Origin of the sequence: Gemmiger formicilis, from assembly GCF_016901605.1 — a bacterium.
Taxonomy (GTDB): Bacteria; Bacillota; Clostridia; order Oscillospirales; family Ruminococcaceae; genus Gemmiger; species Gemmiger formicilis_B.
The window spans coordinates 1-217 of the sequence record NZ_JACJKP010001037.1; the positions used below are offsets into that span (position 1 = coordinate 1).

1 protein-coding gene is annotated in these 217 nt (G+C 60.8%); it reads left to right on the forward strand.

The genetic code is table 11. The annotated features are described in order from the left end of the window. A partial coding sequence (locus H6B10_RS17660) for an AAA family ATPase (RefSeq protein WP_204652585.1) occupies positions 1 to 217 on the forward strand: 217 nt, incomplete at both ends.

Consider the following 217-nt stretch of genomic DNA (forward strand, 5'->3'; position numbering starts at 1 on the left):
TCATCAGCCGGCTGGCCGGTCAGGGGCCTTGCGTAATTGTGGGCCGCTGTGCCGATTACATTCTGCGGGACAAAGCTGATTGCCTGCGGGTATTTATCCACGCCGATGCCCAGTTCCGTGCCCGGCGTATTGTGCAGGAATACGGCGAACGGGCCGAATCCCCGGAACAGCGCCTGCGTGACAAGGACAAACGCCGTGCTGCCTACCACCGCTTTTA